This window comes from bacterium, assembly GCA_026398675.1.
Classification (GTDB): domain Bacteria; phylum RBG-13-66-14; class RBG-13-66-14; order RBG-13-66-14; family RBG-13-66-14; genus RBG-13-66-14.
Genome location: JAPLSK010000108.1, coordinates 1 through 2,235 on the forward strand (window position 1 = coordinate 1; position 2,235 = coordinate 2,235).

4 protein-coding genes are annotated in these 2,235 nt (G+C 70.3%); all 4 read left to right on the plus strand.

What is annotated here, in order from left to right; all coding sequences use genetic code 11:
- Nucleotides 1-144: 144 nt before the first annotated feature.
- On the plus strand, nucleotides 145-573 hold the full coding sequence (locus NTW26_02455; GenBank protein MCX7021134.1) for a hypothetical protein: 429 nt from the start codon (nucleotides 145-147) through the stop codon (nucleotides 571-573).
- A complete protein-coding gene (locus tag NTW26_02460; GenBank protein MCX7021135.1) occupies nucleotides 567-1,040 on the plus strand; it encodes a hypothetical protein in 474 nt (157 codons plus the stop codon). The genes NTW26_02455 and NTW26_02460 overlap by 7 nt, the downstream gene beginning before the upstream one ends.
- A 14-nt stretch (nucleotides 1,041-1,054) precedes the next feature.
- Nucleotides 1,055-1,801: a hypothetical protein gene (locus tag NTW26_02465; GenBank protein ID MCX7021136.1), complete on the plus strand. Its 747-nt coding sequence runs from the start codon at nucleotides 1,055-1,057 to the stop codon at nucleotides 1,799-1,801.
- A partial coding sequence (locus NTW26_02470; GenBank protein ID MCX7021137.1) for a hypothetical protein occupies nucleotides 1,802-2,235 on the plus strand: 434 nt, incomplete at its 3' end. It abuts the gene before it with no gap.

Here is a 2,235-nt window from a genome sequence, read left to right on the forward strand (position 1 = left end):
TACGCCTTCGGCACCCGCCAGCGCTACAACGCCGGTTACACCTTCCCCCAGTTGGCCTACGCCAGCGACGGCACCGAGTCTTAACGGCTCACGGGTGGACCCTCTAGTCCACCCCGCACTCATGCATTCATCCGAGGAGGGACTTTGGCTTACGCCCAAGTCAGCGAGCTGCGCGAATTTCTGGGCGACGCCTTCGCCGAGGTGGAGGACGAAACCCTCGACGGCTACCTGGACTACGCCTCAGCGGAGATAGACACCCGGCTCTCGCCCCACTTCGCGGAGTTGCCCTTCGACCCCGTTCCAGCGCTCGTGGGGCGGATGTGCCTCTACCGTGCGGCGGCGGAGGTCCTGGTCGTCTACTACGGTCGGGCCGGAGCCGGGACCGAGGACGGGCGCGCGGCGCGATTCCGCGACGATTACGAGACTCTCGTCGCCCTGCTCCTGCGCGATCCGGCGCTGTTGGGCGTGGAGCTTGGTCCCCGGCGCGGCTCCGTCGCCTTCTTCCACGACGACCCGGACCGCCCCGGCCTCTCCCGCTTCGGGCGGTTCCCCGGCGAGGAGGGGTCATGGTAGACCTCGCCCGGCACCACTCCATGGTCACCGGCGCCCTGGCCGCCGGGCTCTTCGCCGGCGCCCGCGTCACCTACGACCCGGGGCTCCTGCACCGTTTGCCCGAGCTGCCCGCCGCGGGCCTGATCTCCATCTCGCCCCAGCGGGTGGAGCTCCTCGACGGTTCCCGCGCCCTCGTCGAGCTGGAGGTCACGTTGAGCCTCGCCCGGCTCGGCGACGCCGAGACGGTCTGGGACCTGACTTCCCGGTGCGCCTCCCTGTGGCGCCTCCTCAACCGGGCGGCGGAAGAGGGTCTGCCCTACGCCTACACTTACGGGGAGAGCGAGATTTCCGGCCACACCGCCGAGGAGTGGCTCTCCCTGGAGGGCCTGACGGCGCGGTATTGGCGCACCTCCCTGGTGACCCCGCCCCGGCCCGCCTACCACCACGCGACGGTCGAGGCCGCTCTGGCAGTCGTCGCCCCCCGTTGAAGAAAGGACCATAGATGCCTTCCACCGTTCTCACGGGCAAGGGCTGCATCGTGGACGTGACCACCGGCCTCGTCTACGGCGGCGTGCAGGAGTTCAAGCTCACCAACGAGCTGGAGACCCGGAGCTTCCCCGCGGGGGAGCGCTGGAGCTCGTTCACCGTGCCCGTCGGGGTGAGCTGGCGGGGCGAGATAGCCTTCAAGGCCCTGGACGCGGCCACGCTGGGGGTCGTCCTCGGCGGTCAGAGCTCCACGGGGCGGGTGCTGGAAGTGCTCGGCGAGGAGGCGGCCGTCCCCGATGAAGAGCCCTACACCGTCGCGCTGGAGTACGACGACAACGTGGCCAAGTCCGAGACGGTGAAGAACGCCGCGGGCCGCGCTTTCCGACGGATTGAGGGTGACCCTGCCTCCGGCGAGTACGCGATTGACGGCGACACGGTGACCTTCTCCGCCGTCGACGCGGGCGCGGAGGTCCGCCTCTCGTACCTCCGTCTGGACCCGAGCGCCGGGGACAAGCTCGTGGTCGGCCCCGAGGACATCCCCCAGAAATTCTCGCTCTACGGCGTGCTCCGCGGCCACGACCTCGTCGAGGGACGGGTGCCCGAGGCCCGCTTCGCCGTGTACCTGGCCGACTGCCGCCGGACGGGGGAGTTCCGCTTCGGCGCCCCGGCGGACGGCCTGGGCGGATTCACCCTCTCCTTCACCGCCCAGAACGAACAGCCCGGCGACGTGGTCTTCTACCTGCCCCCGCGGGAGGCCGACTAGATGAAGCGCGAACCGAAGGAACAGGATCTCTTCCGCCTGGCCGGCGCCGCGCTCGACGGAGATGACGCCGGGACGGAGGACGCGGTTGAGCCCGAGGAACTGCTGCCGCCGGGGAATGTCGAAATAGGCGGCCGGCTTTACCCAGAGCCCACCTGCTACGCCTACGTCCTTCTGGAGCGGGTCGCGTCCGGGCGCTTGCCCTACGAGCTCACCGCCACCGAGCGCGCCCTGTACCTGTTGTGGATCGTCCTGCGCCAGGAGAGCCCCGCCGAGCTCGCCGCGCTGACCCAGCGCCCCCTGGCCGAGGCCGAGCTCGCGCGGTTCGCCGCCGAGCACACCCCCGCGGAGCTCCGCGCCTTCCTGGAGGGCTACCTGCCGTCCGCGTCGCACGCGGTGAAAAAAAAAGCCCCGACGCCGGCGACGCCGGTCAGGGA

Excerpts from the sequence above, each read along its gene's own strand:
- NTW26_02460 (MCX7021135.1), top strand. The coding sequence starts at position 567 with ATGGTAGACCTCGCCCGGCACCACTCCATGGTCACCGGCGCCCTGGCC.
- NTW26_02465 (MCX7021136.1), top strand. The coding sequence starts at position 1,055 with ATGCCTTCCACCGTTCTCACGGGCAAGGGCTGCATCGTGGACGTGACC.